Raw genomic sequence first — 24,510 nt, forward strand, 5'->3', positions numbered from 1 at the left:
TTCTCGCCTTGACGACGGTTAGGATTCGCTCCATGACCGCACTCCTGGTTGCCAAAGCGTTATTGCTGGGCTTTCTCATTGTGGGCTGCGGCGTCCTCACCGTGACTTACGTGCGCAGGCGTCGCGCCGGCGTGCAGCCATGGAGAAACCCTTACGCCTCACCGTATCTCGACATATATCGCGGCGGACTGCCGCCGATACCGCCGCCGCCCTCATCTGCCTACGAGCGGCCAGCTGACGGCGAGCGTTCCTCGCGCGATCCCGACGGGGTTGCCAGTTAGCCCCAGTAGGCGAAGTCGCATGTGGGCCGCGGTTCACTCTTGAGGGACACGACCTTGTCGCCATCCATGATGATCGTGCAGTTGAGGGCGGCGTCCCCGCCGTCGGCGGTTACCTGCGACTCCAGTTGGTTGTAGACGGGGTACCGCTTTTCGCACAGCAGCGGCGCATCGGTCTCGGTCTGTTCTGGGCCTCCGTTGATCCGGTAACGGATCGTCACCGGGCCACTACCACCACTGACCCTCATTACCGCCGTACCGACTGGCTGACCGGTGGGCGCCGCGGACGTTGGCGTCGGTGGTGCCGACGAGGCCATCGGTGAGGTGGTACCCACACCGCTGGTGGTCTCTATTGCCTGTCCGGAGGTGCTCTTGGTGCATGCCGTCGCGGCAAGGCCAGCCGCTGCGATGCTGATGGTCACCGCGACGGCACAACGGCACGAGCGCATGCCCAAAGCCTACGGTGAGCGCCTCGGAGCCGGGAGGAAACCGTGCCGACAATGATCCAGATCGCGCCTGTGGTCACACGCTGATGCCCTACTTCGTCATGAGATGAAGAAGAGAAGAATTTTGTCGGAGGGCAGCAATGATGGATCGCTTGAATACGGTGGCGCGGATCTACTTGATCGCCTTGACAGCAGTTACGGCGGTCGTAACCGCAGGGATCGGGATCTGGTGTCTGATCGGGCCGAAGTCATTCGCCGATGCCGTGGGGTTCGAAGCGCACCGGCACTTCTTACATGACGTGGGTGCATTCCAGCTGGGCCTGGGCCTCATCCTGCTTCTCGCACTGATTTGGTCCGACGCGTTGGCTACCGCGCTCGCCGGATTCATCGTGGCGAACACCGTGCACACGGTCAATCACGTTGTAGACCTCGACGTGGGTGGTTCTGCCGCGCAAGCGTGGGCCCTCGGTGCCGTGTCTGTGGCGTTGGTCCTGGCGTTCGTGTTGCGGCTGCGTCAACTCGGCCATGTGCTGGGAACCGTTGGCACGGCAGCCGATTCGGCATTAGCGCCGTTCGTGCGGCAGAAGACCGTCTCGCTCACCACCTTTCGAAAGAACGGCGACCCAGGGTCTAGTCCGGTCAGCATCGTGGTGGACGGCGACCGCGCCTACTTTCGGAGTTTTGAACGGGCGGTCAAAGTGCGCCGGATTCGGCGCAACCCGAAGGTCGAATTCGCGGCGGCAACGGCATCCGGCAAACTGACGGGCCCAGCGCAGTGTGGCACCGTACGTCTGTTGGATGGAGCCGAATACTCAAAAGCAGGGCGTCTGCTGCGGCAAAAGTATCCGATCCTGCACGGCTTGTTGGTGCCGCTGGCGCACCGGCTCATGCGGTCCAAGTATGGCCGCACCGTACACGTCGAGTTGACGCCGGCATCCGAGTTCGCCCGCTAGCAGACGACGTCGGGCCTGTGCCGACTAAAGGTGACTTGCAGCGAAATCCGCGCCCTGGCCCACCATTCCGTTGGCCCCGTACATGGTGTGCGCGATGCCGGGCGGCCCAGGAGGCGCGCCATTGCAAACGGTGTCGTCCGGGGCGCACAACTGGATGGTCTTGGGGGCGTACAGGGGGCCAATCGTGATGGGCGGCGCGCCCGCACCACTCAGGAACTCTTTGGACGGAGTTCCGAACAGGACCACCGCGGCAACATGATTAGCCACCGCCGGCGGCATCGGCTGGGGTACGTAGGACACAAATTCCTGCGGGACTTCCTTTGGCACGGATGCCGAGGTGACGAATCCGGCCACGGCGGCGCCCTGCGAGTACCCGCCAAGCACTACTCGGGTGTTCGGACAATTCGACGCCGTGGACTCGATATGAGTGCCGGCGTCCCTGATCCCGTCCACGACGGTTCTGGCGAATGCGATGCCGCCGTTGAAGTCGCTGCTCGCCTCGTAATTGACCGGATAGACCCCGACCGACTTGCCACCCACCCGGGACCCGAGCGCATCGACGAACGCCTGCCCAATTCCGCCGACACCAGGCGGCTCGCCGGTACCTCGGGCAAACACGACTTCAACGTTGGGACAGGGCTCGGCGGAGGCCGCCGGGGTGGGTGCGCAGATCGTCCCCGCCCAGGCTGCTATTGCCGCAGTAGCGAGGTAACAAATGGTTCGTAGCGAGCTCATGACTGCGAATGCCCAGACACCATGGCGTCGAAACAGGTATCCGTCAGGACCATCGTGACGCGCATCCGTCCCGCCCCCCGAGTTGCACTGACCACGGCCGAAGGGGGTCCACAGCAGTCGAGGAGAGCGAGGGCGATTAATTCCGACATCGCTTCCAGTCTGTATCCCCGATACGGCATCAACCGCACTCGAGGAGAGCACCGATGACTGCTACCTATACCTTCGACGTGTTTTCCAGCCTCGACGGCTTCGGCGGCGTCAGCGGCGGTGATTGGGGCGGTTACTGGGGCAAGCAAGGCCCAGAACTGCTCGACCGCCGCCTCGCGTTGTATGGCGAGAAGCAGCGAATCATCATGGGCGCCAACACATATCGGCTATTCGCACAGATGCTGGCCGAGAGCATCGAGGATTCCGACGTGCGCGACCCGTGGGTCACCCGGATGAGACACCTCCCGACGACGGTGGTGTCAACCACCCTGGAGGAACCTCTCGACTGGCCTGACGCGACCGTCGTGCGCGGCGACGCCGTCGACGTCGTTGCCAGGCTCAGGGAGGAGTCCGAGGTCCCGTTGCGCTCGCACGGCAGCCTGTCGATGAACCGAGCGCTGATGGCCGCCAGCCTGGTCGACCGGGTCCAGGTGACGCTCTTCCCTGTGATCACAGGCCAGACTGGCGATGCCAGAATCTTCCAGGGTGCGGCCGACTTCGACCTCGAGCTGATCGACAGCCGAACGCTGGACGGCAATATCCAAGAGCTCGTCTACCGGCCCACCCTGCATGTCTGACCCCCAACCGCGCCGCCTCGGGCGCCTTTGGTGGACGACCGTTGAACCTTTAAACGCCGAGGATCGTGTTGACGGTTGTGGTCGCTTGTCTTCGCGGTTCTGACTTTCGCGCGCCTTGGCCCGACGACGACCTCGCATTCCTGCGCTGACATGTGAACACGTCTCTGCCCGCGGTGGCGTTGCCTGCCCGGGCAGACGGATGAGGGGACTTCGGCAAATGCTCAGTGTTGCCATCCGAGACGAGCTGGCCGCCGAGCTCGCCGAGGCCGAACGCAGGCGCGAGCCTATCGCTCCGTTGATCGCCGCCTATCCGGACATCGACGTCGTCGACGCCTACGAGATCCAGCTGATCAACATCCGGAATCGGGTGGCCGAAGGTGCGCGGGTGGTGGGCCATAAGGTGGGACTGTCGTCGTTGGCGATGCAGCAGATGATGGCGGTCGACGAGCCGGACTACGGCCACTTGCTCGACGAGATGCAGGTGTTCGAGGGTGTCCCGGTCGATGCGGGGCGCTACCTGTACCCGCGGGTCGAGGTTGAGGTGGGGTTCATCCTGTCCGAGGACCTGCCTGGCGCCGGTTGCACTGAGGACGACGTCCTGGCGGCCACCGAGGCGTTGGCCCCGTCGATCGAGTTGATTGACACGCGCATCACCGACTGGAAGATCGCGCTGTGCGACACCATCGCCGATAACGCCTCGTCGGCGGGCTTCGTGCTGGGGGAGGCGCGGGTGTCGCCGCATGATCTGGACGCCAAGGCGATCGATGCGATGTTGACGCGCAACGGCAAGGTGGTCGCCGAGGGCCGCGGTGACGCGGTGCTGGGCAACCCCGTCACGGCCGTGGCCTGGTTGGCCCGCAAGGTCGAAAGTTTCGGCGTGCGACTGCGAAGAGGGGACATCGTCCTGCCCGGATCGTGCACGCGCGCGATTGATGCGCGCCCCGGCGACGAGTTCGTCGCCGACTTCTCGGGCCTCGGTTCGGTCCAGCTGTCGTTCGAATAGGTCGCCACCGTGTTTGCAATGCGCGGCGGGCACTCGTTGACTCCCAAGCGAAAGCGGGAGCGAGAAGCAGTGGATCGAGGCCAACATTTCAGGACGATGTCAGTTGGGCAAAGGAACTGCAGCTTACCCGTGTGCGACGGCCGACATCCGCCTGTTTCGCTTTAGTGTCGGCTGCTATGGCCCGACAGAAAATTCGCGTGAAGCGCTGCCGCACAGCGCTTCACGTAACCGTGTCGGCACTGATGGTTGCCATCCTCGGACTCGCCATCAGCCCCACAGCCCATGCGGCCGCGGCCACAGCGACGTTGTCGGTGGCACATACGTGGCAGACGGGTTTCATCGCCAACTTCACCGTTACCAACTCGAGCATGGCGCCGCTATCCGATTGGAAGCTTGAATTTGACATGCCTGCGGGTCAATCCGTTTTGCACCCGTGGAACAGCACCGTCACCCAATCTGGCACGCACTTTGTTCTGACGCCCGCGAATTGGAATCGCGTCATAGCACCCGGTGGTTCGGCCACAGGAGGTTTCAGAGGCGTGCTGAGCGGTACCTACTCGCCACCGGCGAATTGTGTGCTCAACGGGCAATATCCCTGCACCTAGCGGCGATTGCAAACTGCGGCTCGACTGCGTACCACCGTGTGTGATGAGCGGTGGGCTCTCCAATACCCGGTGCACGCGCCACCGGCCAGCGCCTACGGCGCTGTGGCCGCAGCAGTGGGATAGTTAGTGTTCACATCGATTGGTGGAAAGGTGAAGGCTCACCGTGGCGGTTGGGATCGTGCCTACTGCGGTTAGGAGTGCAGGGTGGATGGCAGATCCGACGACGACTCGTTAAGCGGGACCGTCCGGCCCGGGGACGCTGAGCTTCGTGACGCCGCCTCCGGCGCCGATGAAACCAGCGGGGATTCGCTGCTTGCCGGTGTAGGCGGGTTGTGCAGGACCGCAGCCAGATTGACCGGCGTGGATGGAGCGGCGGTGGCGGTGATGACCGCGTCGCCGTCGCGAGAGTTGGTGTATGCCACCGACGCGCTGGCTCAACAGATCGACGAATTGCAATTCATCATCGGTGAAGGGCCTTGCTTGGACTCCTATACGCAGAACCGTCCCCAACTCTGTGGAGAGTTAGGCGCCAGCGCGGTGGCGGGTCAGTGGCCCGGGTTCGCCGCCGACGTCGTTCGGCTGGGGGTGGCAGCGGTGTTCGTGTTCCCTCTGCCTGGACCACAGCACCCCTTGGGTGTATTGGAGCTGTATCGGCGCACCGCAGGCGAGCTCGGCGCGGGTGAACAGGCGTCGGCGCTAGCGATTTCAAGTTGATGCGACGCGCGCTTTCGAACTACTCACCCGCGTATCCCAGGACACCAATACCCCCGGTGCGGACCATTGCCCAAGAAATCATCGACCGCAGGCTCGCCTGAACCCACGCGTTGACCCAAGGACCCCAACACCGCCGCGGCGAGGATCGACAACCGGGAGTACACGTAGCCTGGGTACCAGGTCGACTTGGCGCCCGGGCGTGAAGAAGATCTAGGCCCCGCCGGTTCAGCTTTGCAGCCAGTGGGGCCGACTCATGCGCTGGGGGCATGTCCGCGCCGGAGGAGAATGCTTGAACGACAGCAGTTTACCGTTTCGATGCGATTTAATCTGCATGGACGGATCTATGAAATACGTTGGGGCACAGCGGTACTGCTATCCTTCGTGAGCGTTTTACGTCCGCGGACGGCTGGGTTGTCTCGCCACGTGGGATTTCCGCAGTAATTGGGCTCCGTCGCCGAAGGTGAGCGGCGCGCCTCCTGCCCGGTCGGAGTTGGTAAATGCGCCCTGTAACAGGGATGCCTACAGGGGAGTGGTGGATTTCGTCGAGCACCGGTGATCCTTAGTCGGGTGCACTGGCCCGCCGTCTATGGCCGCGGCGTAAGTTCGTTCGGAGTCGCGGCCGGGCGAGGGGGTCAGCCAGCTGCAACTTGACCCACACCACAGGAAGACGCGAGAGGAAGCCCATGAGAACGATCGCATCCCGCCACGCCACCGTCGTCGGTCTGGCCGCCGTCGCGCTGATCACTGTGGGCTGCAGCAATGCCAAGAGCGTCGACGCCTCGGCACCGCCCCAGGCGGGGGTGAACGCCACCTCTACGTCTAAAACCCCGGCGCAGCCCACCGAGGTGAAGATTGTCGGCGAGCGCGACGTCGAGGTGACTCTGACCGGCCCGATCGCTGCCAAGTACTCATCGGCAACCGAGGATCAGAAGAAGGCTCTCGGCAAGCCGCTGACGGGTGACCGCAACGCGGGGACACGGGAGAGTGGCTTGGTATTCCAGCAGTTCCAGGGCGGCGTGATCACCGCCAAGAACAACGAGGCCGGCACGCCCGCCTACATCACACTGGGCAAGATACGCGAGGCCTGGAATGTCCCGCGCGACCCGGACGGCGCGCCTGCGATCACCGGCACTAACGGTTCGGCAGGTCCGCTGGGCTTTCCAACCAGCGACCAGAACGCCGTCGGCGATCTGCTGGTGTCGAACTTCGAGCACGGCACGATCGGGTACAACCCGAAGACCGGCCAGGTCGAGGTGACGGTGAACGGCAAGGTCGTACCACCCGGGCTGTAGCCGAACAACGTTCGTCAAAATGCAAATATCGTGGATTTGATGCGCGATGCGATCACGCAGGTAATTCAATACGCAGTACTTTGCTGGTAACGCTGCTATTCGGTTGCCGCATATTCTCACATCGCTTGACGCGCCCCGAGTACTTGGCTATCGCGGTCCAAACGGCCGACCTAGTTGTTCGTCGGTGGTGGTTGGGGTTGAAACGGTTCGTACCACCACCAGTCGGCCCGCTCTCCGGTCGGTCCGATACAGGGTGCGACTGCAGGAGGAGGGCTCTTTGGCACACGAGCCAGCGATCCTGGGTGGAGTTCGTGCCCGGCGCTGTCGGTCACGACGAGGTGGCCGGCTGGTCCGGTGATGGTTATGGCGCCTCGATGATGCTGACGATGGTGATAGGGGCACACCAGCACGAGATTGTCCAGATCGGTAGTCCCGCCGTCTTCCCAGTGCCGGATGTGATGTGCGTGCAGACCGCGGGTGGCTCCGCAACCGGGAACAGCGCACGTGGGATGCCGATGCTCGAGCGCGCGGCGGAGCCGCCGGCTGATCATGCGGGTCGACCGGCCGGAGCCGATCACGTCGCCGCCACGTTCGAACCACACTTCACAGGTGGCGTCGCACGTCAGGTACCGCCGTTCGGAGGCCGTGAGCAGCGGGCCCAAATGTAGGGAGGCGACCCGCTCCTTGATATCCAGATGCACTACCACCGTGGTTCGATGCCCATGAGGTCGACGTTCCACTTCCGCATCCCATCCGGCCTCGACCAGCCGTCGGAACGCATCGATGTGTGTCGGGATTGGGGGTTGTGGACCTGACGCCTCCCTACTGATGTCGCAGTTGCCTTTCCACTCCGTGATCAGCGCATCATGGTGAGACTGCAGCGCCGCGTCGAACTTCGCCGAGTCGTGGTGCGGGAGTGTGATTCTCCAGCAGGCGAACTCCGCGTTGGCGGTCTTGGTGATCGTTGGCTGCGGTTCGGGCCGCGGACCGGGTTCGGGCCGCGGCTCCAACTTGACCGCGGTGCGCAGTTGGCTGACCGTGGCACTGCCGGCCAGCTCCGCATAGTGCTCGTCGGATCCAGCGCCCGCTCGCTGCGCGATCACGCCAATCTGGTCCAGCGAGAATCGGCCCTCCCGCATGCCCTGGGCGCAGCGGGGAAACGAGTCGAGCCGGCGCGCCACGGTTGCGATCGTGTCGGCGTTGCTCGGTGAACAGCCGGTCTTCCAGGCCACCAGCGCCGCAACAGACCGCGCCCCCGTGGCACCGCAGAGCTCGTCGCGATCCAGTTCGGCGACGATCTCGACAATGCGTCCATCGATCGCGTTGCGCTGACCGGTCAACTCGGCCAGTTCGTCGAAGAGCACCTCAAGACGTTCCTGAGGGCACACTTCGACGCGGGCTGCAGTCGCGGTCGGGGACATGACACCAGCATTGCAGCGGGGTACGACAAATCGCGGCATGTCCCTGCGGCGAGCGGCCGGCCTTACTGGCTGGGCGAGTAGCTAGCTTTTCCAGACGACCTTGTCCGTACCTCCGGCGTCCCGGTAGACGACGCTATCGGGGTTCGTACCGTTGCGGACGTCGAAGTAAAGGCGCCCCGTAACAGGGTTGCCTAAGGGGAGTGGCCCCTCAGGAAGGCCGTCGGTCTGGTTGCCCTTCATCACCGCGAACGTCGAGCTGTTGACGGCCCGCGCGTTGAAGTCGGCGATGTTCGGAGTCGCGTTACCGCTCACACCTTTGGCCGTGACGTCGGAGTACCAAATGCCGTCGTTGTGGCCGCTGGGTTGCAGGTTGCTCACCGTGTAGTCGATGGTGCCGCCATTACTGGAAATCTCGGCCATCTGGCCGAATTGCAGCACCTGCGGATCGGCGAATGCCGGGGTCGCCGCGAAAAGTCCGACCGCCGCCAATGCAGCTGTTGCTGTCGTTATTTTCGATGAGATGTGTGAGAACGCCACGTCGGGCTCCCTTCGTGATGTGCCGGCTATCCAGGAGCGGCAGCTGAATTGAGTTCTATCCAAAGCTCGGAATTTCAAACCTGATGTTTGCTGAATAGCGCCTGCCGGATCCTGCGCACTGGTACTCAGGTGCCCTGGCTCGCCTTCTGTAACCGCGCGAAAGGAAGCCCATGAGAACGATCGCGTACCGCCGCGCAGCAGTCGTCTGCCTTGGCCGCCGTCGCGCCGGGACACGGGACAGCGGTCTGGTGTTCCAGCAGTTCCAGGGCGGCGTAATCACCGCTAAGAACGATCCAGGCCGGCACACCCGCAATATCACCACGGGCAAGATCCTGGAGGCCTGGATACCCCGCGCGACCCGGGCGGCACACCTTCGGTTAGCTCGTACCGCGGAGGCCGTAGCCCGAAACCGGCGTCCATGGGCACGAAAAATATTGCACCGCAACGTGTTTGATGTCGGTGCTAACCGACTTATTCCACGATCGCTCGCGCTGCGCACGCTGCGATGAGCATGACCGGCGCGTTGGTATGCCGGAAGTGGCAGCAACACCTATCGCACATCGCCGCTTGGACGACCCGCGTGGAGGTTCCACTGGCCGCAGTCGGGGGCCAGGACGTCGTTGACATCCACTTCGAGTCCGCCGACCTTCGGCCCGGGATTGGACGCGGTGCTCACGACGCGCTGGTAGAGAACAGCGGCGGGGTGAACCTGACTGCCGGACCAGGCTCTGGTTTGCCAGAGCCACCGGCGGCCAGGTGTGCTTGACGATCCGACGACGCCATCGGCCGCGGCCCACTGGCACACCCTGACGCCTCCGTAGACGCCAGTGCGCGCAACCCCAAGAACCGAGTTGATTCCGCGAAACCACGGCAACGCGGTGTGATTCCAGGTGTCGCGATTGATGTCCTCGTCGATGGTGAAGAAAATCGGCGCACTCTGGCCGCCGCCTGCCGCGGTGTGCAAACCCCAGGCGGTGCGCGCATCTGCGACGCCGCCCGTGTAGCCCCGCGTGAAGTCTGACGGTACCGACCCACCCGGCTTGCCGTATTGATAGTTACTGACGATCGCCAAGCCCGCGGCTATCAGTGAGTCCGCGTAGGACCGAGTGATCGGCTTGGCGCCAAACGACGAGCCGGGACGTGACAACGAGACGTAGTTGACCACCCCGCGATAGCCGGCAGCTCGGATTTGCTCGGCCGGGATCTGGCGCGCGGCGAAATCGATCAATTGGGGAGGAGCGGCGGCGGCCGCCGTCGGCATGCCGCAGGCTACTGATGCGGCGCCCAGACCGGCCAACGCGGTGGCGTAACGCAGCGCGTCGCGCCGGGAAACGACACGCGGTCGCGCCTTACTGGCGGCCCGGGGCAAATTGTGCATCGCGTGATGTTAACGATGTGACTGTTGTTACCGATAGACCTGCCCAAACCGAAACGCGGTTGCGTTCCCAAATGGATACCGAGCGGTGACCGTTCAGCAATGACCACGAATCCGCATGCGAAACAACCCGCCGCGCAAGCAGATTGATGCCTCGCTGTTAACCGGCTTATCCCACGATCGCCCGCGCTGCGCGCTCGGCGACGAGCATCGTCGGCGCGTTGGTGTTGCCGGAAGTGATGGTGGGCATAGCCGAAGCATCGGCGACTCGAAGGCCGGCGACACGATATACGCGGCAGTCGGTGTCGAGCACCGTGGCGGCCGAGCGCGGCCGACCATGTACATCAAAGGTTCCCATCGCGCAGGTGCCCACGGGGTGGAAAATGGTCGTACCGAGTTCACTAGCCGCCTTCTGCAGCTCTTCGTCGCTCAACAATTGCGGGCCGGGAAGCAACTCTTGCGGGCGGTAGCGGGCGAGAGCTGGCGCCGCCATGATCTGCCGGGTCATCCGGAGGCCAATCACGGCGGTTCGACGATCGGCGTCAGTCGACAGGTAATTGCAGGAAATCTTCGGGTGGGTCAGTGGATCTGCGTCGGCCATGCGCACATGGCCACGCGAACTGGGTCGCAGATTGCAGACCGAGGGAGTGATCGCTCCGAAGGGGTGCAGGGGTTCGCTGAACTTCGGCAAAGACAAGGGCTGGACGTGCCACTCCATATCGGGACTGCTTAGCGCGGGGTCGCTCTTCGCGAAGGCCCCCAGGGTGGAAGGCGGCATGGTCATGGGCCCCGATCGCAACAGCAGGTACTGAAGTCCCATGCCCGCGCGGGTGATCCAATTCCGGTACAGCGTGTTGACCGTAGGGGCGCCACGGATCCGGTAGACCGTTCGAAGCTGCAGGTGGTCCTGGAGGTTTTCGCCCACTCCTGGCAGATCGACGATCACCGGCACTTGATGCTGGGCGAGCAGGCCGGCCGGGCCCAGACCGGAGACTTGCATCAGGTGCGGCGAGCCGATAGCTCCGGCGCTCAGGATCACCTCGCGGCGGGCTTGGACGTCGATGATTTGGTCACCTTTGAGCAGCCGCAAGCCGGTGACGCGGTGCTGCGCCGTGGTCCAGGCACCGCGACGCTGATCGTCGTGGACCTGGCCGTCCATCAGAAGCCGCAAGGCTTGCGTATGTGTGTAGACGGTGAGATTGGGTCGGTGGGCGATGGGATGCAGGAAAGCATCAGCCATCGACCAGCGACGGCCGCGCCGTTGGTTGACATGAAAGTACGCACTGCCGGCGTTGTCGCCGCGGTTGAACTCCTCGATGGGGGCGATGCCCACCTGCGCGGCGGCGGCCTGCCAGGCGTTCAAGATCTTCCAGCTCACGCGCGGCCGCTCGACGCGGATCTCACCGCCGGCGCCGTGCCAGTCGTCGGCGCCGTCGAAGTAGTCTTCCAACTCTTTGTAGATCGCCAGTGTCTCGCCTGGCGAGTCCGGGCCGCCCCAAAGCCATCGGTCGTCGCCGGTAGCCTGCGCCCACAGGTCGTAGTCGCTGGCCTGTCCGCGCATGTGGATCATCGCGTTAATCGACGAGCAGCCGCCGATGACGCGGCCCCGCGCGTAGAGAATGCTGCGGCCGGCCAGACCTGGGTCGGCCTCGGTGGTGAAACCCCAATCGGTACGGGGGTTGGCCATTGTGTACAGATAGCCAACCGGCACCTTGATCCAGAACCAGTCATCTCTACCGCCGGCCTCAATGAGGAGCACACGGCGATCGGGGTTGGCGCTGAGCCGATTAGCGAGCAGGCAGCCTGCGCTGCCTGCTCCCACAATGATGAAGTCGAATTCGGCGACCGTGCTCATTCGGTATCGGTCCTCCAAGCGTCGGATGCGCGTCCTAGTGTGCGCGACGACGGCCTCATCTCGTCAGGGAACGATTGGCCCCGAACAAGATACAGACCGTGACCAAGCACAACGCTTTAGCCTTGGCATCTGAAACTGTTGGTCGCGATGAATTTCGCCCTCCGGTGCAGTCTGATCTTCATGGGCAAACTCATCTATGGCTTCAACGTGTCGGTGGACGGGTACATCGCCGACGCACAAGGCAGCATCGACTGGAGCGATCCGAGCGAAGAGCTGCACCAGTACTGGAACGACTTCGAGCGGGAGACCGCCCTGTCGTTCTACGGTCGTCGGCTCTACGAACTGATGTCCGCGTACTGGCCGACCGCCGACAAGGCCCCGGACGCCACCCCTCTGATCGTCGACTTCGCCCACATCTGGCGCGACATGCCCAAGGTGGTGTTCTCGCGCACCCTCGAGTCCGTCGACTGGAACTCCCGCCTGGAACGCGGCGACCCGGTCGAGGTGGTAACGAAGCTGAAAGCCGAAACCGACGGAAGGCTGGAGGTGGGCGGCGCGACGCTGGCCGCACCGATCGTGCAGGCCGGACTGGTGGACGAGTACCGGATCGTGGTCGCGCCCACCGTCGTGGGCGGCGGCACCCCGTTCTTCCCCACACTGCCGTCATGGACCTCGCTGCGCCTGTTGGAGAACCGTACCTTCCCGGGCGGCACGGTCCTGCTGAGGTACGAGGCCATACACGACTGATCGAATACCCGGCCAGACGAGCTGCGGACACTCTACGCGAGTCCAAATGCGCTGGCGTGCAATCGAAAACGGAATAGTCTACCGGTGTTCCTCCATATCTGACTCGTGCATGCCTCGCGCATCGCAGCGGGGGAGGTCTTCCGTCACGATGTCAGCGTCACTGCAAGCCGCGCAGTGCGGGAGCACAACTATGTGCTGCGACCGTTAAGGATCGTTACCGCAATCGTGATCTCGCACTCGTATCGTCGGATATACGAGAAAGCCGAAGCTTTCGACCGTCGAGTAACGCCAATCGGCGTCCGCAAGCCCGGGGGGCTGATATGACGACCGCAATCGCCGCGCACAACCCAGTCAAGGAAGACACAGCTGACGGGCATGACGATCTCCTTTTGGCGGTCGCAAAAGTGAACGCAATTGGCTGCCTAGGGGACACCGTTCGCGTCGAATCGAAGCCGCGCCCCAGACTCACGGAAGAAGAGATCGTGCGCGCGGCGATCACGGTGATTTTGGTATCCCTTGTGACGGTGATTGGCATCGCCGCGGGCGCAATCTTGACAATGGGTTAGCCCGACGCAGCTTCGCGCCACAGTGGTAGCCGCTCAGTCGGGGCTAGCGTGGATCCGGCTGAAAGCCGCGGTCGAACGAAACAGGTTTGTGCGGTGTGGCGCCCTGGACGCACACTCGCGGCCGGTTCGATAGGCCCGAAACCGCCGCGGGGGATCCTGGCCGGATGTACACTTTTCGGTTATGACCAGGGGAAAAAGAGTCTTGCTTGTAGTGCTGCTCGCCTTCGCCGTCTCAACCACGTCGGTGAGCTGCCTTCCCTACTGCCCCATGAAGGGCGGCCCGGCAGTCACCTGCTAATCGGGTGCGGCCCCGGATGGGGTGCACCTCGTAGCTGGCGTTCGGCACCGCAGCCTAGTGGGCAGCCGACGATCGTATCGGCGAATTTTGGCTGGGTTCACTCGTTTTCGGTCTTAAGCCATTGAACTCGTGACCGCGTTGTTCAGCACAACATAATCGACGTCGGCAACTGCACCGGAAGGAGGCCGTGCAGACCTGGCGTAAACCGCCAAAATCCCTTGGCAGCGAGGCGCTTTGACCATAGCGACCCTGACGTGGCGGGTGAGGGCGGCCACGGGAAACTTCCGCGATTCGTCAGATGAAAACGGCGTACTTTACATGACATAATGTCGCTTATCGGTAAACGGGAATGCCGAGCTCAAACCGTCCAGCCCGGTGACCTGCCGGTTTGCGTCTTCCCGCCCGCCGCCGCGCGGATAGCGCTATCGATGCACGCACCCCGACCTATCAAGGTCGAATCGCCAGCGAGGCCGCCATAAAGTCAGACGACCCAACACCCAAGGTTTTGCCTCCCCGCACCGCCCGGGCACCCCATCCCCTCCTCCCCGCCCATCGCCATCAATACGTCACTGTGACGAATATCTTTGCGGCGCAGGGTTATTGAGATGCGACGTTAACCGGTGCTAGTTCGGCTTGTGCCCCCGCGACCTGGGCCGGGTGCGGCGGTGCGTGTCGGTCGACCAGAGGTGGCCGCAATCCGAGCACTGCAGATGCACCAGGGTCCCCTTGTTGCTCAGGAGATACTGCCAGTGCGTATCGCAGTTGCGACTGCTTCGGCAATCACCACACCTGGCGCCGTGATCGCAGCGCGGACATGCCAACCATGCGCGGCGGCCGCGATCGGCGGTCGGATCAATCGGTAGCACGAGCCGCCGTCCGTTCGGGCAGAATGCCGGCGCGGACCAACTCGTCGTAGACCCGTTGCTGCTCCTCATCCAGATTGGAGTACAGCATGTCGTACGCCCGCTCTTCCTCGCTCAGCACAGCGATTGGATCCCAGTCGTCACCCATCGCTTCGAACATGGCGCTGCGCCTACGCGCCTCGTCGAGGGTCAGGTCATAGGCAAAGTCGAGGTCGGCCATTGCGCTCCCAGCCATTAGATATGCAAACGAAGGGGCCAGAATGGCCCGATAGACGCTGATGGGTCTATGACCTACGTCACTGTTGCCGGTTGAGGTTCGTCACACTCGGTGCTGACCACCGACGATTCGGGGACCGCGGGTCGACGCGACCGCGACCAGACGGGTCGCCACGTTGCCGCGGCCCTGAAACGGGCCCGCGAACCCCCCGCTTACCTCCCCGCCCATCGCCGACAATACGTCACTGTGACGAATATTCTTGCAGGGCAGAGCTTTTGATGACCCCCCGATCACGCGGTGTGCGGCGGAAAGTACATCTCTTGTTTCACCGTGCACACCAATTCGCCGTTGCGATTGAACATCGTCCCACTCGCCAGCGCCAGCGACCCAGCGCTACTGGGTGACGACCGATCGTAGAGAAGCCAATCCGACAACGCGGCCGGCGCGTGGAACCACACCGAATGATCCCGCTGAGCTGATGGCCCGACACCGCCGCGTGCCGCATACGCCGGCTCGGTCAACGTCACCGCCGACAGGTAGGCCACCAGGCTGGCGGTGAGCGCCGGATCATCGGGAACCTCCCCGTCGGGCCGCCACCACATCGGCGCCCGTGCGGGTGGCATGACCTCGGTGTCGATGGTCCGGCGCTCGAACCAGCGCAGGCTCGACCACCGCCCTGAGGCGCTCTTGTCGGACTCCGCCAGATGCGGCGCGACCCACGGCAGGGACTCCGGGCTGGAAGCCTCTGGCATGGGTGGTTGATAGCCAACCTGCTCGGGCGCGGAATCGGCGACCTTGAACGACGACATCGCCTCCATCAGAATCTTGCCGTCTTGGCGCGCAGTGACCCGTCGCGCCGAAAACGTCCGGCCTTCCTGGAGGTCGACTATCTCGAAGTCCACCGGCCGACGCGAATCGCCGGGCCGCAGGAAATACGTGTGGACGCTGTGCGGTGTGCGACCCGGCGCGGTGTGGCTTGCCGCCAACAACGCCTGAGCGGAGATATGGCCGCCGAGAATGTGGTTGGCGGGTGCAGGTAGTTGCTGCCCGACGAAGGCCCACTGGTCGACCCTCTCGAGTTCCAAGGTGGCGAGCACGTCGCCCAGCGAAGATGACATCACGACGTATCTTGCCGGATCGCTCGTCACGCGCCGAGTCGCCGGTACCTCTGTAGCCGCCGTAGAGCCTGCGCCGACGCCGGACCGGACGCAGGCTGCAGCGCGTTGTCTAGTCGCGCACGGACGCCGTCGGTGTCGAGATGCATCCCGATGGCCACCAGACAATTGGCCGGGGCCCCCGGTGGCGCCTTCCCGATATCGATCGCGCTGCCCACCAGGTTGACGACGTAGTCGCGAACGGTCGCGCGGTGGCGCACCGCCACAATGCCTTTCATCCTGAACACCTGCGGCGGCGGATCTTCGAGAAGATCGATCAGGGCATCGGGGTCGACGCAGCCCGTGCTGCTGACGGTGACGGCATCGGCATGGTCGTGGTCGTGCTCGGGCTCGCGCTCCAAATCCAGAAACGAGAGCTGCCCAACCTGGCCAGGCGTCGCGGACGCGTCGAAGAGTAGCTCCGGGTCTATCCGGCCAGCCGTTGTGCCGACGACATGTACGCGCGGACTGCGTTGCGCCGCACGTTGTGTGACGCGTTGCACCACCGCCGACCGCTCACCCTCGGGAATCTGGTCGAGCTTGTTGACCACGATCAGCGAGGCCGCACCGTAGCGCACCGGCGGCAATGTGCCGCAGTCGACGGTCTCGAAGTGGTTCACCGCATCGACGACATCGACAAGCCCGCCCGCCCGGACGCCGCGGATCTCACTGAAGCCAATGATCCGCGCGATCGCCACCGGGTCGGCCAGACCGCTGGCCTCGACAACGATGGCATCCAGGCCCCGAGCCGGGTCGGCGAGCTTGATCAGCGCCTCATCGAGCCCACCGTCGTCGGGCAGGCAGCAGATGCATCCTCCGGCGATCGAGGCCGGCTCGTCGACCTGGCCCGCCACCAGACCGGCGTCGACGTTGATGTCGCCGAAGTCGTTGACCACCACACCGATTCGTGTGCCAGGGTGCCGCAGCAGGTGGTTCAGCAGGGTCGTCTTGCCGGCGCCGAGATGGCCGGTGAGCGCGATGACGGGAATTTCAACCAAAACCTCGCCCTCCACATCGGCATCCGGACACCCGATGCTAACCGCGGCCCAGAATGGATCATCGGCCGGCCGACTATAACAGAGCACTCGCTCTGTTATAGTGACCGCATGCCTCGCCCCCGCGTCCACGATCCCGACGTCGTCCTCGACGCCGTCGAGGACCTGGTGGCGCGGTCGGGCCCGACCGCGGTGACCATCCGAGCGATCAGCGCCGCGGTGGGTATGTCCAACGGCGCTGTGTACCACACGTTTACCTCGCGGGGCGGTCTGATGGGCCAGGCTTGGCTGCGGGCGGGTCGGCGATTCTTGGCGGTGCAGACTTCGTTGGCCGACGAAGCACTGGCCACCGGCGGCCCCATCGAGGCCGTGGTGGCCGCCGCCGACGCGGCGGTGGTCTTTACCGAGCAGTATCCCGGTTCATCGACGTTGGTGCTGCGCGTGCGCCGCGAGGAAGTGCTCGCCGACGACGTTCCCCACGACGTCGCCGATGAGCTGCGGCGCCTCGACAAACTTCTTGTCGCGTTGATGGTGCGGCTTGCCATCACAGTCTGGGACCGCAAGGACGCCGCGGCGGTGGACGCGATAACGAGTTGTGTCGTCGACCTGCCCACCGCGCTGCTGCTGCGTCGCGACCGGCTTGGGAGCGCCACCGCACGCGCACAGCTGCACGCGGCCGTGCGCGCCGTGCTGACAATAGGGCCCCCATCGCAGCAGCGCCGCGGCTGACGAATCTTCTTAACTGCCAGACTAACTCAGGAGGAAATGCATGACAGTGACATTGGACTACGCCGACAAAATCGCCATCGTCCGCTTGGGCGACGACGAGAACCGTTTCTCCCCTGCGTTTCTGGACGACATCGATGATGCGCTCAACCAAGCCGTCTCCGACGGCGCCCAGGGACTGATCACGACCGCGGGCGGGAAGTTCTACTCCAACGGCCTGGATCTGGAATGGTTGGGCGCTCACAGCGATCGAGGGCAGTGGTACATCGGCCGGGTGCATCAACTACTGGCACGCATGCTGACCATGCCCCTACCCACCGCGGCCGCGGTGGTGGGTCACGCATTCGGCGCCGGCGCGATGCTGGCCGTGGCGCATGACTTTCGCGTGATGCGCGCCGACCGCGGGTACTTCTGTTTTCCCGAGGTAGACATCCGCATCCCGTTCAATCCTGGCATGGCCGCGCTCATCCAAGCCAAATTCACGCCCCGCGCCGCCGTCGCCTCGATGACCACCGGCCGACGTTTCGGTGCCCCCGACGCAGAACAATTCGGCATCGTCGACGCGATCTGCCCCGAGGACACGGTCGCCGACACGGCCCTCGATCTGGTCCGCCCCCTGCAGGGCAAAGACCCGGGCACCCTGGGCGCGATAAAACAGACCATGTTCGATCGCGCGGTGCGCGCACTGGTCGACGATCCGAACGAGTCGCGATAACCGCCCGTGGACACTAAGCCCGTTCCTGTATGGTCAGCGATGTCTGCCGGCGCAACGGGACAGGGGCTTTCGATGGCAAACAGGCTCCCCGACAACGCCTTCACGTCCCCAGCAGTTTTAGACCCCGGCCTTCGCAAGGTGGCGCGGTTCGTGCCGCGCGGCTACGCCCTGCACCGCGGCCTGAAGTTTCAGCGTGCGGTCATGAACCTGATGGGCAACGCGGGGCGCCTCCGCACCGTGCCGGTCGCAGCCGTCAACGAGCACGTCATCGTCCGTCTGCACCGTCCGGCCGGCCTTCCCGACCGCGCCCCCGCGCTGCTGTGGATCCATGGCGGCGGAACCATCATGGGCCACGCGGCCCAGGACGATAAGTACCTGCGCAAGCTGTCCCACCGAACCGGGTTCGCGATCGCGGCGGTAGAGCACCGCTTGGCCCCCGAACACCCCTACCCGATACCGGTCGAAGACTGTTATGCCGCCCTGCTGTGGCTGGCCCGCCAGCCCTGGGTCGACCCGGATCGGGTGGCCATCGGCGGCGCCAGCGCCGGTGGGCATTTCGCGGCCGCGGTCGCCCAGCGAGCGCACGACCGCAACGACGTCCGACTCGCCTTCCAAATGCTGGTCTATCCGATGCTCGACGATCGCACCGGCGCCAAGCGCGACGGTCCCAGGCGCATCATGTGGACCGAATCCGACAACCAACTGGCCTGGCAGTGGTACCTGAACGGGGCCGATCCCGAAGAGGCGGCACCGGCTCGCCGGACGGATTTGTCGGGCCTGCCGCCCGCCTGGATCGGAGTCGGAACACTGGATCTCTTCTATCGGGAGAGCCTGGAGTACGCGCGACGCCTGCGCGAGGCGGGCGTGCCGGTGCAGGAGGAGATCGTCCCGGGCGCGTTTCACGCGTTCGATCAGATCGCGGAGAAGGCGCCGATATCGACGCGGTTCTTTGAAAGCCAATGCGATTATCTGCGGGGAGCGCTTGCACCCAGCGGATGACCGCCGTCATCCAGCACATCATCCGCAGTGCTCAGCCGGATTACGTTGCGCAACAACGGCTTATGCTGCGGTGTCGCGCCAACACATGCGTCACTCCAGCCACCGAGTGCGGCCGGCCCGATCTTTGCTGCCGAACAGGACACACGACGTCATCGACCCCGAGCGCAACACCCTTTTCACTGCAAAGTGTGCATAACGTGCAACTATAGAGGTATGGGCAATTTCGTAGGGCTACGAGAGCGCCGTCGCCGCCAGACGAGCGCCGACATCCGCGATGCCGCGGTGCGCCTCACGCTGGAACGCGGATTCGACAAGGTCACCGTCGACGAGATCTGCGCCGAAGCCGGCATTGCCACGCGCACGTTCTTCAACTACTTCCCCAACAAGGAATCCGCGCTCGCCTACGGCCCCTCGGACATACCTCCCGAGCTGGTGGCGGACTTCGTCGCCGCAGGTCCCGCCCCGTACTCCGTGGTGCTGGCGGAGCTGATCACCCTGGCCGCACACCACCTCCGCGACGTGCCCCCGCGACGCGAACACGCCGCCCACATGCTGGAACTCGCCAAGACCTCTCCCGCCGTGTTGGCGGCGTTCCTCGCCGACTTGGAGCGGTTTCAAAACCAGTTGACCGACATCATCGTGCGTCGCCAGGCGATGAAGCCCGGCGACGAGATGGCGGCGCTGATCTCCGCGCTGGCACTGACGGCGGTACGTTCCGGCATCGAGAGGTGGGCCGGCGGCGAGGCAAGTGAAACCGCCGACACGCCGATGCCCTATGTTGAGCGTGCCGCTGCGCTGGTGAACAGCATCTTCACAAAGTGACCTGAAACACCAGTAGCAAATGTTGCATGCACTGCAAGATATGCACATCATGTACTATGCGCTGGTGGCGGTACCCGGGGAGGCTTCAGCAACAAGGTGAGCCGGGTGTCGGCGCCGGGGGCGTCAGCCGGTGTGGGTGGGCAGCATTCACCGCGTTCGACGCTGCAGCGCGCGCGGACCGTAGCAATCGACGTACTTCTTTGTTGAGCAATGCGACTTGCGGGCACTCACCTGCCCACGATCTCCCGTCGCGCAAACGCTGATCCACGTCACGACCGCGTGGCGGGGAAGGGATCACCTAGGTGCAGATATCGAGACTTGTACGCAACGCCTGGTTGCCGCTGTTGATCGTGGCGGTCGTGGTGGTCGGCGGCTTTGCGGTCGTTAGGGTCAAATCGTTTTTCGGCGCCCACGACACCGGCATCATGACCAGCCCGCGGCTTGATGACTCGAAGCCGTTCAAGCCCAAGGTGGTCAAATACGAGGTCTTCGGATCGGCCAGCCAGGCCAACGTGAACTACTTGGACCTGTCCGCCGATCCGAGGCGGGTCGACGGCGCACCGCTGCCGTGGACGCTGGTCCTGAGCACCACCGCCCCCTCGGTCTTCCCGAACCTTTCGGCACAAAGTGACGGCAGTTCCCTCGGCTGCCGCATCACCATCGATGACGAAGTCAAGGCCGAGAACATCACCCACGGCGTGCACGCCCTGACCTTCTGCTTGGTGAAATCCGCATGAGCACAACGATCGACGACACCCGCACCGACGCCATCCCCGTCGTCAAAGAACCCGTGCACGACAAGATCCCCAGGATCATCCGCACGTTGGCCGTACCGATCATCCTGGGCTGGATCGCGCTCATCGCGGTGCTCAACGTGGCCGTCCCCCAGCTGGACGAGGTCGGCAAGATGCGTTCGGTGTCAATGGCGCCCGACGATGCGCAGTCGGTCGTCGCGACCAAGCGCATGGGCGCGATCTTCAACGAGTACAAGTCGAACAGCTCGGTGATGATCGTCCTCGAGGGCCAAAATCCCTTGGGCGCCGACGCGCACGCCTACTACGACCAGATGGTCAAGAAGCTCGACGCCGACACCAAACACGTTGAACACGTTCAGGATATGTGGAGCGATCCGCTGACCGGGGCGGGCGCGCAGAGCAACGACGGCAAGGCCGCCTACGTCCAGGTTTACCTGGCCGGTAACCAGGGCGAGGCCCTGGCGAACGAGTCGGTGGAATCCGTCCAGAGCATCGTCAAGAGTGTGCCGACGCCCAAGGGCGTCAAGGCCTACGTCACCGGACCCGCGGCTTTGTCGGCGGACCAACACGAGGCAGGCGACCGGAGCCTGCAGCTCATCACATTGGCCACGTTCACCGTGATCATCGGCATGTTGCTGTTGGTCTATCGGTCCATCGTAACCGTGTTGCTGACACTGGTGATGGTGGTGCTCGAGCTGTCGGCCGCGCGCGGCATGGTGGCTTTCCTGGGCTACTTCAACCTCATTGGGCTCTCGACGTTCGCCACCAACCTGTTGGTCACGTTGGGAATCGCGGCCGCCACCGACTATGCGATCTTCTTGATAGGCCGATATCAGGAAGCCCGGGCTATCGGTGAGACCCGCGAAGAGGCGTACTACACGATGTACAAAGGCACCGCCCACGTGGTGCTCGGTTCGGGTTTGACGATCGCCGGCGCGACATTCTGCCTGCACTTCACCAACCTGCCGTATTTCCAGACGCTGGGTATTCCGCTGGCCATCGGCATGGTGGTGGTGGTCGCAGCGGCGTTGACGCTCGGTGCTGCCGTCATCGCGGTGGCCACGCGTTTCGGCAAGACCCTCGAACCTAAACGCACACAACGGATTCGCGGGTGGCGCAAGATCGGCGCGCTCGTCGTCCGCTGGCCCGGCCCGATCCTGGTGATGACGATCGGGGTCGCGCTGGTGGGCTTGCTGACCCTGCCGGGTTACCGCACCAACTACAACGACCGCAATTACCTACCCGCCGATCTGCCCGCGAACGAGGGTTACGCGGCCGCGGACCGACACTTCTCGCAGGCGCGGATGAATCCGGAAGTGTTGATGATCGAAAGCGATCACGATCTGCGGAACTCGGCGGACTTCCTGGTGATCGACAAGATCGCCAAGACCGTCTTCCGGGTACCGGGAATCGGCCGCGTGCAAGCCATCACCCGCCCGCAGGGCACGCCGATCGAGCACACCTCCATCCCGTTCCAGATCAGCATGCAGGGCGTCACCCAGCAGATGAACCAGAAGTACCAGGAAGATCAGATGACCGACATGCTGCATCAGGCCGACATGATGCAGACGACCATCGAGAGCATGGAAAAGATGTCGAGCATCACCGTCCAGATGTCGAACGACATGCACCAGATGGTCAAGAAGATGCATGACATGACCATCGACATCAACGAATTGCGTAATCACATGGCGGATTTCGAGGACTTCTTCCGCCCGATCCGCAGCTACCTCTACTGGGAAAAGCATTGCTACGACATCCCGGTGTGCTGGTCGCTTCGCTCGGTCTTCGACGGCCTCGACGGCATCGACACGATGACCGACGACATCCAGAGCCTGCTGCCGATCATGGATCATCTCGACACGCTGATGCCCCAGATGGTGGCGCTGATGCCCTCCATGATCGAAAACATGAAGGCCATGAAAACGACGATGCTGACCATGTATTCGACGCAGAAGGGTCTGCAGGATCAGCAGAACGAGGCGCAGAAGAACTCCAACGCCATGGGCAAGGCCTTCGACGCCTCCAAGAACGACGACTCGTTCTACCTGCCCCCGGAGACGTTCAACAATGCCGAGTTCAAGAAGGGCATGAAGAACTTCATCTCCCCCGACGGTCACGCCGTGCGCTTCATCATCAGCCATGACGGCGATCCGATGTCGCAGGAAGGCATTTCGCACATCCCGTTGATCAAGAAGGCCGCCTACGAAGCGCTGAAGGGCACACCGCTGGAGGGCTCGAAGATCTATCTCGCGGGGACCGCGTCGATCTACAAAGACCTCAGCGACGGAAACACCTATGACCTGTTGATCGCCGGGATCTCTTCGCTGTGCCTGATTTTCATCATCATGCTGATCATCACGCGAGGCGTGGTGGCCTCTGCGGTCATCGTGGGAACCGTCTTGCTCTCGCTGGGCGCGTCCTTCGGCCTCTCGGTACTGATCTGGCAGCACCTGATCGGCATCGAGCTGCATTGGATGGTGCTCGCGATGTCGGTCATCATCCTGCTGGCCGTGGGAGCCGACTACAACCTGCTGCTGGTGGCGCGGTTCAAGGAAGAGATCCACGCCGGCCTGAACACCGGCATCATCCGATCGATGGGCGGCACCGGTTCGGTGGTGACATCGGCGGGGCTGGTGTTCGCCTTCACGATGATGACGATGGCGGTCAGTGAGCTGACCGTCATCGGCCAGGTCGGCACCACGATCGGGCTGGGTCTGCTGTTCGACACCCTGATCGTGCGGTCCCTGATGACACCGTCCATTGCCGCGCTGCTGGGCAAGTGGTTCTGGTGGCCGCAACGCGTCCGTCAACGCCCGGTTCCGTCGCCCTGGCCCCAGCCGGCCAAGGAACGCGAATCGGTAACCGCCGCTACGTAACCCAGTCCGGCTGGTCGCCGGTCTCGACGTTGGAGAAGTCCTTGTGTCCCAGGCCGGCGGTGGTGCCGCCGTCGACGACGAACTCAGCGCCGGTGGAGTAGCTGGACTCGTCGCTGGCCAGATAGACCACGAGGTTGGAGACCTCCACTGGTTGGGCGGCCCGGCCCAGCGCCGTCTGGAAGATGTCGTCGGGAACCCAATCGGTCATCGGCGTCTTGATCAGCCCGGGATGGATTGAGTTGACCCGGATTCCGCTCGGGCCCAATTCGAGCGCGGCCGACTTGGTCAGTCCCCGAACGGCGAATTTCGTTGCGGTGTAGCCGTGACACGCGATGGTGCCGGCCATGCCCTCGATCGAGGAGATGTTGATGATCGATCCCCGGCCCGCTTCCTTCATCGGTTTGACAACGGCGCGGATACCGAGAAACACGCCCGTCAAATTGATGTCGAGAATGCGCTGCCATTCCGAAAGCGCGTAATCCTCTAAAGTGCCGATGTTGATGATGCCCGCGTTGTTGACCAGCACATCGATCCGGCCGAACTCGCCCAGGGCGGTGGCCACCGCCGCATCCCAGTCCTCGGGCTTGGTCACGTCGAGATGCAGGTAGCGGGTTGCGTCACCGACCTCCGCCGCCACCGCCTTGCCCTCATCGTCGAGGATGTCGCCGAACACCACCTTGGCTCCCTCGGCCACCAGCGACCGCACGTGCGATGCGCCCATTCCCCGGGCACCGCCGCTGATGAGGGCGACCTTGCCCGACAACCGTTCTGCCAC

At 63.8% G+C, this 24,510-nt stretch carries 26 protein-coding genes; 16 read left to right on the forward strand and 10 right to left on the reverse strand.

Features of this window, described 5'->3' with window-relative positions; genetic code table 11:
- Positions 1–32: 32 nt before the first annotated feature.
- Positions 33–281: a hypothetical protein gene (locus ACZYVJ_RS02940; protein WP_463829645.1), complete on the forward strand. Its 249-nt coding sequence runs from the start codon at positions 33–35 to the stop codon at positions 279–281.
- Here the strand turns inward: ACZYVJ_RS02940 and ACZYVJ_RS02945 are convergent.
- The gene (locus tag ACZYVJ_RS02945) at positions 278–499 is read right to left on the reverse strand and encodes a hypothetical protein (RefSeq protein ID WP_463829646.1); all 222 of its coding nucleotides are present in this window, start codon (positions 497–499) and stop codon (positions 278–280) included. The two genes, ACZYVJ_RS02940 and ACZYVJ_RS02945, sit on opposite strands and share 4 nt — an antisense overlap.
- A 365-nt stretch (positions 500–864) precedes the next feature.
- Here ACZYVJ_RS02945 and ACZYVJ_RS02950 point away from each other — a divergent pair, with 365 nt between their 5' ends.
- Positions 865–1,677 (forward strand): PPOX class F420-dependent oxidoreductase, encoded by an 813-nt coding sequence (locus ACZYVJ_RS02950; RefSeq protein ID WP_463829647.1) that lies wholly within the window; start codon positions 865–867, stop codon positions 1,675–1,677.
- A gap of 24 nt (positions 1,678–1,701) precedes the next feature.
- Here the strand turns inward: ACZYVJ_RS02950 and ACZYVJ_RS02955 are convergent, their stop codons facing one another.
- Positions 1,702–2,412, reverse strand: a complete 711-nt coding sequence (locus tag ACZYVJ_RS02955) for a cutinase family protein (protein WP_463829648.1) — start codon at positions 2,410–2,412, stop codon at positions 1,702–1,704.
- Between the two features lie 203 nt (positions 2,413–2,615).
- Between ACZYVJ_RS02955 and ACZYVJ_RS02960 the strand changes: the two genes are divergently transcribed.
- The 5 genes from ACZYVJ_RS02960 to ACZYVJ_RS02980 all read left to right on the forward strand — a co-directional run bounded on the left by ACZYVJ_RS02960 (position 2,616) and on the right by ACZYVJ_RS02980 (position 6,811).
- A complete protein-coding gene (locus ACZYVJ_RS02960) occupies positions 2,616–3,197 on the forward strand; it encodes a dihydrofolate reductase family protein (protein ID WP_463829649.1) in 582 nt (193 codons plus the stop codon).
- Between the two features lie 217 nt (positions 3,198–3,414).
- Entirely contained in the window at positions 3,415–4,200 is a 786-nt protein-coding gene (locus ACZYVJ_RS02965; RefSeq protein WP_463829651.1) for a 2-keto-4-pentenoate hydratase, read from the forward strand.
- 176 nt (positions 4,201–4,376) lie between these two features.
- On the forward strand, positions 4,377–4,805 hold the full coding sequence (locus ACZYVJ_RS02970) for a cellulose-binding domain-containing protein (RefSeq protein ID WP_463829652.1): 429 nt from the start codon (positions 4,377–4,379) through the stop codon (positions 4,803–4,805).
- Between the two features lie 360 nt (positions 4,806–5,165).
- Positions 5,166–5,519 carry a GAF domain-containing protein gene (locus ACZYVJ_RS02975; protein WP_463829653.1) on the forward strand — a complete coding sequence of 118 codons (354 nt, stop codon included), beginning with the start codon at positions 5,166–5,168 and terminating at the stop codon, positions 5,517–5,519.
- A 683-nt stretch (positions 5,520–6,202) separates the two neighbouring features.
- Positions 6,203–6,811 (forward strand): LGFP repeat-containing protein, encoded by a 609-nt coding sequence (locus tag ACZYVJ_RS02980; protein WP_463829654.1) that lies wholly within the window; start codon positions 6,203–6,205, stop codon positions 6,809–6,811.
- Positions 6,812–6,981: 170 nt separating this feature from the next.
- Here ACZYVJ_RS02980 and ACZYVJ_RS02985 read toward each other — a convergent pair whose 3' ends face one another.
- On the reverse strand, positions 6,982–8,232 hold the full coding sequence (locus ACZYVJ_RS02985; protein WP_463829655.1) for an HNH endonuclease signature motif containing protein: 1,251 nt from the start codon (positions 8,230–8,232) through the stop codon (positions 6,982–6,984).
- A gap of 81 nt (positions 8,233–8,313) precedes the next feature.
- A complete protein-coding gene (locus ACZYVJ_RS02990) occupies positions 8,314–8,769 on the reverse strand; it encodes an MPT63 family protein (RefSeq protein ID WP_463829656.1) in 456 nt (151 codons plus the stop codon).
- A gap of 170 nt (positions 8,770–8,939) precedes the next feature.
- On the opposite strand from ACZYVJ_RS02990, the gene ACZYVJ_RS02995 reads away from it, so the two are divergent.
- The gene (locus tag ACZYVJ_RS02995; protein WP_463829657.1) at positions 8,940–9,278 is read left to right on the forward strand and encodes a hypothetical protein; all 339 of its coding nucleotides are present in this window, start codon (positions 8,940–8,942) and stop codon (positions 9,276–9,278) included.
- Positions 9,279–9,319: 41 nt separating this feature from the next.
- Here ACZYVJ_RS02995 and ACZYVJ_RS03000 read toward each other — a convergent pair whose 3' ends face one another.
- Positions 9,320–10,147, reverse strand: coding sequence for a DUF1906 domain-containing protein (locus tag ACZYVJ_RS03000; RefSeq protein ID WP_463829658.1), 828 nt, complete (start codon positions 10,145–10,147; stop codon positions 9,320–9,322).
- Between the two features lie 166 nt (positions 10,148–10,313).
- Positions 10,314–11,999: a GMC family oxidoreductase gene (locus ACZYVJ_RS03005; RefSeq protein ID WP_463829659.1), complete on the reverse strand. Its 1,686-nt coding sequence runs from the start codon at positions 11,997–11,999 to the stop codon at positions 10,314–10,316.
- A gap of 180 nt (positions 12,000–12,179) precedes the next feature.
- Between ACZYVJ_RS03005 and ACZYVJ_RS03010 the strand changes: the two genes are divergently transcribed.
- Complete coding sequence (locus tag ACZYVJ_RS03010) at positions 12,180–12,746, forward strand: dihydrofolate reductase family protein (protein WP_463829660.1); 567 nt, start codon at positions 12,180–12,182, stop codon at positions 12,744–12,746.
- Positions 12,747–13,066: 320 nt separating this feature from the next.
- On the forward strand, positions 13,067–13,312 hold the full coding sequence (locus tag ACZYVJ_RS03015; protein ID WP_463829661.1) for a hypothetical protein: 246 nt from the start codon (positions 13,067–13,069) through the stop codon (positions 13,310–13,312).
- A 1,150-nt stretch (positions 13,313–14,462) separates the two neighbouring features.
- On the opposite strand, the gene ACZYVJ_RS03020 is transcribed toward ACZYVJ_RS03015, so the two are convergent.
- From ACZYVJ_RS03020 to ACZYVJ_RS03030, 3 genes are all read right to left on the reverse strand, one after another.
- Positions 14,463–14,693 (reverse strand): DUF6400 family protein, encoded by a 231-nt coding sequence (locus ACZYVJ_RS03020; RefSeq protein WP_463829662.1) that lies wholly within the window; start codon positions 14,691–14,693, stop codon positions 14,463–14,465.
- A gap of 287 nt (positions 14,694–14,980) precedes the next feature.
- The gene (locus tag ACZYVJ_RS03025; protein ID WP_463829663.1) at positions 14,981–15,808 is read right to left on the reverse strand and encodes an acyl-CoA thioesterase; all 828 of its coding nucleotides are present in this window, start codon (positions 15,806–15,808) and stop codon (positions 14,981–14,983) included.
- 26 nt (positions 15,809–15,834) lie between these two features.
- Positions 15,835–16,842: a CobW family GTP-binding protein gene (locus ACZYVJ_RS03030; protein ID WP_463829664.1), complete on the reverse strand. Its 1,008-nt coding sequence runs from the start codon at positions 16,840–16,842 to the stop codon at positions 15,835–15,837.
- A gap of 108 nt (positions 16,843–16,950) precedes the next feature.
- Here ACZYVJ_RS03030 and ACZYVJ_RS03035 point away from each other — a divergent pair, with 108 nt between their 5' ends.
- From ACZYVJ_RS03035 to ACZYVJ_RS03060, 6 genes are all read left to right on the forward strand, one after another.
- Complete coding sequence (locus ACZYVJ_RS03035) at positions 16,951–17,568, forward strand: TetR/AcrR family transcriptional regulator (protein ID WP_463829665.1); 618 nt, start codon at positions 16,951–16,953, stop codon at positions 17,566–17,568.
- Between the two features lie 40 nt (positions 17,569–17,608).
- A complete protein-coding gene (locus tag ACZYVJ_RS03040; RefSeq protein WP_463829666.1) occupies positions 17,609–18,280 on the forward strand; it encodes an enoyl-CoA hydratase-related protein in 672 nt (223 codons plus the stop codon).
- Between the two features lie 72 nt (positions 18,281–18,352).
- Positions 18,353–19,279 (forward strand): alpha/beta hydrolase, encoded by a 927-nt coding sequence (locus ACZYVJ_RS03045; RefSeq protein WP_463829667.1) that lies wholly within the window; start codon positions 18,353–18,355, stop codon positions 19,277–19,279.
- 213 nt (positions 19,280–19,492) lie between these two features.
- The gene (locus tag ACZYVJ_RS03050; RefSeq protein WP_463829668.1) at positions 19,493–20,101 is read left to right on the forward strand and encodes a TetR family transcriptional regulator; all 609 of its coding nucleotides are present in this window, start codon (positions 19,493–19,495) and stop codon (positions 20,099–20,101) included.
- A 302-nt stretch (positions 20,102–20,403) separates the two neighbouring features.
- Positions 20,404–20,838: an MmpS family transport accessory protein gene (locus tag ACZYVJ_RS03055; RefSeq protein WP_463829669.1), complete on the forward strand. Its 435-nt coding sequence runs from the start codon at positions 20,404–20,406 to the stop codon at positions 20,836–20,838.
- Complete coding sequence (locus tag ACZYVJ_RS03060; RefSeq protein ID WP_463829670.1) at positions 20,835–23,735, forward strand: MMPL/RND family transporter; 2,901 nt, start codon at positions 20,835–20,837, stop codon at positions 23,733–23,735. The genes ACZYVJ_RS03055 and ACZYVJ_RS03060 overlap by 4 nt, the downstream gene beginning before the upstream one ends.
- Here ACZYVJ_RS03060 and ACZYVJ_RS03065 read toward each other — a convergent pair.
- Positions 23,728–24,510, reverse strand: a complete 783-nt coding sequence (locus ACZYVJ_RS03065) for an SDR family oxidoreductase (protein WP_463829671.1) — start codon at positions 24,508–24,510, stop codon at positions 23,728–23,730. The genes ACZYVJ_RS03060 and ACZYVJ_RS03065 overlap by 8 nt on opposite strands.

The sequence above is a fragment of the Mycobacterium sp. IDUB_3 genome (assembly GCF_055419585.1).

Excerpts from the sequence above, each read along its gene's own strand:
- ACZYVJ_RS02970 (WP_463829652.1), top strand. The coding sequence starts at position 4,377 with ATGGCCCGACAGAAAATTCGCGTGAAGCGCTGCCGCACAGCGCTTCAC.
- ACZYVJ_RS02980 (WP_463829654.1), top strand. The coding sequence starts at position 6,203 with ATGAGAACGATCGCATCCCGCCACGCCACCGTCGTCGGTCTGGCCGCC.
- ACZYVJ_RS02950 (WP_463829647.1), top strand. The coding sequence starts at position 865 with ATGATGGATCGCTTGAATACGGTGGCGCGGATCTACTTGATCGCCTTG.
- ACZYVJ_RS02965 (WP_463829651.1), top strand. The coding sequence starts at position 3,415 with ATGCTCAGTGTTGCCATCCGAGACGAGCTGGCCGCCGAGCTCGCCGAG.
- ACZYVJ_RS03000 (WP_463829658.1), bottom strand. The coding sequence starts at position 10,147 with ATGCACAATTTGCCCCGGGCCGCCAGTAAGGCGCGACCGCGTGTCGTT.
- ACZYVJ_RS03010 (WP_463829660.1), top strand. The coding sequence starts at position 12,180 with ATGGGCAAACTCATCTATGGCTTCAACGTGTCGGTGGACGGGTACATC.
- ACZYVJ_RS03015 (WP_463829661.1), top strand. The coding sequence starts at position 13,067 with ATGACGACCGCAATCGCCGCGCACAACCCAGTCAAGGAAGACACAGCT.
- ACZYVJ_RS02985 (WP_463829655.1), bottom strand. The coding sequence starts at position 8,232 with ATGTCCCCGACCGCGACTGCAGCCCGCGTCGAAGTGTGCCCTCAGGAA.
- ACZYVJ_RS02940 (WP_463829645.1), top strand. The coding sequence starts at position 33 with ATGACCGCACTCCTGGTTGCCAAAGCGTTATTGCTGGGCTTTCTCATT.
- ACZYVJ_RS02955 (WP_463829648.1), bottom strand. The coding sequence starts at position 2,412 with ATGAGCTCGCTACGAACCATTTGTTACCTCGCTACTGCGGCAATAGCA.
- ACZYVJ_RS03040 (WP_463829666.1), top strand. The coding sequence starts at position 17,609 with ATGACAGTGACATTGGACTACGCCGACAAAATCGCCATCGTCCGCTTG.
- ACZYVJ_RS03005 (WP_463829659.1), bottom strand. The coding sequence starts at position 11,999 with ATGAGCACGGTCGCCGAATTCGACTTCATCATTGTGGGAGCAGGCAGC.
- ACZYVJ_RS03035 (WP_463829665.1), top strand. The coding sequence starts at position 16,951 with ATGCCTCGCCCCCGCGTCCACGATCCCGACGTCGTCCTCGACGCCGTC.
- ACZYVJ_RS02995 (WP_463829657.1), top strand. The coding sequence starts at position 8,940 with ATGAGAACGATCGCGTACCGCCGCGCAGCAGTCGTCTGCCTTGGCCGC.
- ACZYVJ_RS03050 (WP_463829668.1), top strand. The coding sequence starts at position 19,493 with ATGGGCAATTTCGTAGGGCTACGAGAGCGCCGTCGCCGCCAGACGAGC.
- ACZYVJ_RS03045 (WP_463829667.1), top strand. The coding sequence starts at position 18,353 with ATGGCAAACAGGCTCCCCGACAACGCCTTCACGTCCCCAGCAGTTTTA.
- ACZYVJ_RS02960 (WP_463829649.1), top strand. The coding sequence starts at position 2,616 with ATGACTGCTACCTATACCTTCGACGTGTTTTCCAGCCTCGACGGCTTC.
- ACZYVJ_RS03020 (WP_463829662.1), bottom strand. The coding sequence starts at position 14,693 with ATGGCCGACCTCGACTTTGCCTATGACCTGACCCTCGACGAGGCGCGT.
- ACZYVJ_RS03025 (WP_463829663.1), bottom strand. The coding sequence starts at position 15,808 with ATGTCATCTTCGCTGGGCGACGTGCTCGCCACCTTGGAACTCGAGAGG.
- ACZYVJ_RS03060 (WP_463829670.1), top strand. The coding sequence starts at position 20,835 with ATGAGCACAACGATCGACGACACCCGCACCGACGCCATCCCCGTCGTC.